Source organism: Bacillus sp. FSL W8-0519, assembly GCF_038005585.1.
Classification (GTDB): Bacteria; Bacillota; Bacilli; order Bacillales; family Bacillaceae_G; genus Bacillus_A; species Bacillus_A paranthracis.
Map to the genome: position 1 here is coordinate 297,501 of NZ_JBBOTL010000001.1, position 5,000 is coordinate 302,500.

At 34.6% G+C, this 5,000-nt stretch carries 5 protein-coding genes and 2 rRNA genes (2 of these 7 cut by a window edge); 2 read left to right on the plus strand and 5 right to left on the minus strand.

Annotated elements, in window-relative coordinates; translation table 11 throughout:
• Both NST14_RS01650 and rrf read left to right on the plus strand, forming a co-directional pair.
• A 23S ribosomal RNA gene (locus NST14_RS01650) occupies window positions 1-169 on the plus strand (it extends 2,754 nt beyond the left edge of the window).
• A 48-nt stretch (window positions 170-217) separates the two neighbouring features.
• Window positions 218-333 (plus strand): 5S ribosomal RNA (gene rrf, locus NST14_RS01655).
• A 483-nt stretch (window positions 334-816) separates the two neighbouring features.
• Here rrf and uppP read toward each other — a convergent pair.
• From uppP to NST14_RS01680, 5 genes are all read right to left on the minus strand, one after another.
• Window positions 817-1,614: an undecaprenyl-diphosphate phosphatase UppP gene (gene uppP, locus NST14_RS01660; RefSeq protein ID WP_001279966.1), complete on the minus strand. Its 798-nt coding sequence runs from the start codon at window positions 1,612-1,614 to the stop codon at window positions 817-819.
• A gap of 17 nt (window positions 1,615-1,631) precedes the next feature.
• A complete protein-coding gene (locus tag NST14_RS01665) occupies window positions 1,632-2,369 on the minus strand; it encodes an ABC transporter permease (RefSeq protein WP_229143772.1) in 738 nt (245 codons plus the stop codon).
• A complete protein-coding gene (locus NST14_RS01670) occupies window positions 2,362-3,291 on the minus strand; it encodes an ABC transporter ATP-binding protein (protein WP_000074574.1) in 930 nt (309 codons plus the stop codon). Before NST14_RS01670 ends, NST14_RS01665 begins: the two co-directional genes overlap by 8 nt.
• A gap of 68 nt (window positions 3,292-3,359) precedes the next feature.
• Entirely contained in the window at window positions 3,360-4,373 is a 1,014-nt protein-coding gene (locus NST14_RS01675; RefSeq protein WP_000845341.1) for a sensor histidine kinase, read from the minus strand.
• On the minus strand, window positions 4,363-5,000 hold the 3' portion of the coding sequence (locus tag NST14_RS01680) for a response regulator transcription factor (protein ID WP_229143773.1). 76 nt of this gene lie beyond the right edge of the window; the window shows 638 of its 714 coding nt (coding positions 77-714); its start codon lies beyond the right edge, outside the window — the gene reads right to left on this strand; the stop codon is at window positions 4,363-4,365. The genes NST14_RS01675 and NST14_RS01680 overlap by 11 nt, the downstream gene beginning before the upstream one ends.

The following is a 5,000-nucleotide window of genomic DNA, read 5'->3' on the forward strand; positions in this document are numbered from 1 at the left end:
GGAAGGGATAAGTGCTGAAAGCATCTAAGCATGAAGCCCCCCTCAAGATGAGATTTCCCATAGCGTAAGCTAGTAAGATCCCTGAAAGATGATCAGGTTGATAGGTTCGAGGTGGAAGCATGGTGACATGTGGAGCTGACGAATACTAATAGATCGAGGACTTAACCATATAATATGTAGCAATGTTATCTAGTTTTGAAGGAATATGCCTTCATAGTTTGGTGATGATGGCAGAGAGGTCACACCCGTTCCCATACCGAACACGGAAGTTAAGCTCTCTAGCGCCGATGGTAGTTGGGACCTTGTCCCTGTGAGAGTAGGACGTCGCCAAGCAACTAAAAACACAAGTCTTTTGACTTGTGTTTTTTCGTGTTTGGTAAACAATATTATACTGTTTCAATTATAGACGAACGTTGTATTCTGATGTCTTAATCATGGATATAGGTTCATCATACGCATTGAATATAAAACTATAATCGTTATTTGGCGATATTGGTTTAGTTTCTAATTCATAATAAATGTGACTGGGGCATATTGCGTTTTTTAACTCATCAATTACTAACCGTGCAAGATAGTTTGGAATGAATATGGTTTATAAAAATATACGATCCCTATACAGCATTGTCCAGTAGACATCTAGATTAATGGAGGGATGTTTAATTTTTAAATTGTGCCGTACGGTAAAGGCTAAAAGTGCTTGAAGGATATTCAGAGGGATTGCCACTATGCTATATTCAAGTAAGACAGAGGTGAAATGGATAAAAAACCGATATTTCAACTTGAATATCGGTTTAATAATATGTGACTTATATGAATCTATAGCAATACGAAAAGTGTAAATAAGACAGCTAACAAAATGCGATAGTATGCAAAAGGTTTTAAACCTATCTTCTCTAAAAGCTTCAGAAAAGTTACTACTGCTAGCATTGCTACTATAAAAGAGGTAATGAACCCTACTGCAAACATAGGGATGTCATCGACACTTAAATATTTCCAGCTTTTTAGTAAGTCTAAGCCTGTAGCCCCAACCATTACAGGAAGAGCTATTAGAAACGAGAACTCTGATGCAGTCTTATAATTTACTTTTGCTAATAGACCTCCAGAGATAGTAGATCCTGCTCTAGAAAAGCCAGGGTATACTGCTAAACATTGAAATAATCCAATTGTTAATGCTTGATGGTATGTTAAATCGTCCAGTGAGCAGGCGGTTGCCTCTTGCTTTTTTACTTCTGCAAAGATCATAAGAATTGCCCCTGCTACAAGTCCAATCACAACAGTATATGGCTGAAATAAGTAAGTTTTAATAACATCATGTAGTAGTAAACCAGCAACTACTGCCGGAAATACGCCAAGAAATACATGGAACGCGTTGAATTTATTCTCCTTCCGTAGAAGAGGCTTAATATTACATAAAGATACGAGACGTTTATGATATAAAATTGCAATAGCTAAAATTGCGCCTAGTTGAATAACAATTTCAAATGTTTTCGCTCTTTCTCCTTCAAAGCCTAATAAATGCCCGACTAATATAAGGTGGCCGGTAGAAGAGATAGGTAAAAATTCAGCTAACCCCTCTACGATACCGAGTATGAAGGCAATAATGATATCGCTCATAGTTTCACTCCTAAAAATTAATGAATGTCTACTCTCTTAAAATAGAATAGTGTTGCGATAAATCCGAAAATCGTTGTTGCTGCAATGATCATATAAGAATACTCTGGTGGATATGTGGGTTGTAATTCATTATTTGCGATATCTAAAGTGGCGATCCAGGGAAATAAATCTTTATGTTTGGAATTTACGAGCATAAGATTAGTCATTGTAATAATGACTGTTAATATAATAGGCGGTACATAGCTCTTCATTACAAGAGTTAATAGAACAATAGGTGAAGACAATAGAAAAAGAAGTCCACCACAGGTTAAAAATTTTAGGAAAGAACCTAAAAGTAAAGCAGTGTTAAAACCAGGGAAGTTCCCCAATAGCCCTAATATTAAAGTAAGCGACCAAGCAACTAAAGTTAGCATCATGATCCAAAGGAAAAGAATGATGAACTTACTTATAATAAAACTAATACGTGACACGGGGATAGTTAGTAAATTTTTTAATGTGTCTTCTGCATATTCACGGGTAAACAGATAAGCAACTACTACTCCATATAAGGGGAACCCTATAACTAAAGTAGTGTATAAGTTAACTTCAGTGAATAATTGATGGAACCAAATAGTCGGAGTTGGCTGTTTGGTTTTTATATGTATATAAGAAGCTACTACGACTAAGAAAGGTACGACACCAGCCCCAATAATACTAATTAAAAACATATTAGAGCGTTTTAGTTTTAATAGTTCTGTATAGAGTAGGTTAACCAATTGTTCCACCTCCAACTAGTTTGGTGAAATAATCTTCTAATCTGTCTTCGCTCATCATCATTTTTAATACTTCAATATCATTTAGAACAAACGTTCTGTTGATGTATCCTTGTTGCCCGAAATGAGAGTAAATGCGAATATTCCCTTCATCATGTACCTCATAATCGAAAATTTGAAATTGATTTTCTAATAACATCGTAGCCTTACTGTCATTATTCACCTGAAATTCTATGTATTTACGGTTTGCTTTGCGTAGCGTATCAAGAGAAACTTCTTCTAGTAACTTTCCTTCGTGAATAATTCCGATACGATCAACTAACTGTTCTACCTCGGCTAATATGTGACTAGAAATGAGTATCGTTATATTCCTTTCTTGAGCTAAAGAATGAATAAGTTTTCGCATTTCTTTAATCCCGATGGGGTCTAGTCCGTTAGTTGGTTCATCTAATATAAGTAGTTCGGGATAATGGAGAAGGGCGCGTGCAATTCCTAAACGCTGCTTCATGCCTAAAGAATACTTTCCCACTAACTTTTTTGTTTCATGTTGCAAGCCTACTATTTCTAACGCTTCTTCAATAGCATTCTTTTTGTGAACCCCAATTATCTTTGCGTTAATTAATAAGTTTTCTTTTGCAGTTAAGTTTTCATAAAACCCTGGAACTTCAACGATAGAACCAATTCTACTTAAAATATCTTTTTGATTTTGAAATAAGTCCTCTCCGAATATTTCGATAGTTCCACTTGTAGGCTTTATAAGACCGAGTAGCATACGAATGGTTGTTGTTTTACCAGCACCGTTACGACCTATGAATCCATAAATCTCTCCCTGTTGAACGTTAATATTTAGATTATCTACGGATTTTTGATTGCCATATACTTTAGTAAGATTAGTTGTTTTTATAATTGTATTTATAGGAGACACCTACTTTCTATAAGTTCTTACTTACATGATAAGCAGGAAGGTTTAACTGCATATTAATCATTTCTTAACTATTTCTTAAAAGTATTGTGTTTTGGAATGGAAAATCCAAAAGTGGTTCTTTCCCATGGATTACTTTCAACCCATATATGCCCGCCATTCTTTTCAACGAGCGCTTTAGAAATAGAAAGTCCGAGACCGCTACCACCAAAAGAGGAGTTTCTTGATTGTTCGCTTCGGTACATTCGCTCAAATATGTTTTGCAAATCATGTTTTGGAATACCAGGGCCTTTGTCCCAAATAAGAAGTTCATATTCTGTATCGGTTTCTAATAGTTCGACTCCTACTGTTTTCCCATCCTTTCCGTAATAAATAGCATTTTTCATTAAATTACCTATAATTCGTATAAGGCTAAGTTGATCTGCCATGATAGGAAAAGTAGATTCTGGTATGAGAATTTGTAGTTCAATATTATGTTTTGAGAGCTCAGGTAAAAATTCAATCAAAACTTCTCTAGTAACTTCAGAAAAGTCGAGTTCTTCTTCTTTTAGTGGAAATTCGTTAGCATCTAGCTTCGCCATATTGAATATCTCATCAACTAGGTGCTTCAAGTTATTTGATTTCATATAAAGTATTTTAAGATATTCTTGCTTTTCTATTTCAGAAGCAGCAACCTCATCTTTTAAGGCATCAATATAGCCAATAATGGAGGTAAGTGGTGTTCGTATATCGTGCGAGATACTAGACAGAAGTTTTTTTCTAGATTCCTCAGACCTCTTTGCTTCAATCCGAACCTTTTCTAATTCAGCTATTAGTTCGTTTATTGAAAAAACGATATTATGTAATGAACGATCATTGCTTGTAAATAATCTTGCTTGTAAATTACCTTTTAGTACACGACTTAATTTAGTATCTATTGATTTGCGGTGCTGAATGAATTGTATTCTTGAAAAGAAGAGATACATTGTAATTAAGATAAGGGTAATAAATAAAGATATTTTTACCCTTGGGTCCATTTGTATATTTAAAAGCCCGCAAATGATAAGTTGTAATGAAATAAGGAAAAGGGTTTTATCAGTCTTCAAGCTGTTCACCTACAAACTTATAACCAATTCCCCATACAGTCTGAATGAATTTTGGGTTGGAAGGATCGACTTCTATTTTCTTTCTAAGTTTTCGAATATGTACCATAACGGTATTGTCATCTTCTATATAATTATCGTCCCACACATTTCGGAAGAGCTGTGTTTTTGTAAATACTTGTCCTGGATTTGAAGTGAAGAATTTTAATAGTTCCAGTTCTTTTCCGGTTAAGTTAATTTCTTCTTTGTTTGTATGAACTGTATATGTATTTAAATCAATCAATAGGCCTTTAAAAGTTAGAGTTGTTTTCTTTTGTATATTAGCGTCACTTCCAAGAACTAAAAAACGCCGCATAAGAGCTTTTACACGTGCAATGACTTCATGAATACTGAAAGGCTTTATAATGTAATCATCAGCACCAATGCTTAAACCTAAAATTTTATCAACTTCATGATCTTTAGCGGTTAGCATTAATATCGGTACGTTCGTTTTATCTCTAAGCTTTCTACATACTTCAATACCATCTACTTTCGGCATCATAAGGTCTAGTATAACGAGGTTATAGTTGTTTTGATTAAATAATTGTAAGGCTTCATCGCCATTAATCGCAGTATCTACCATATATAATT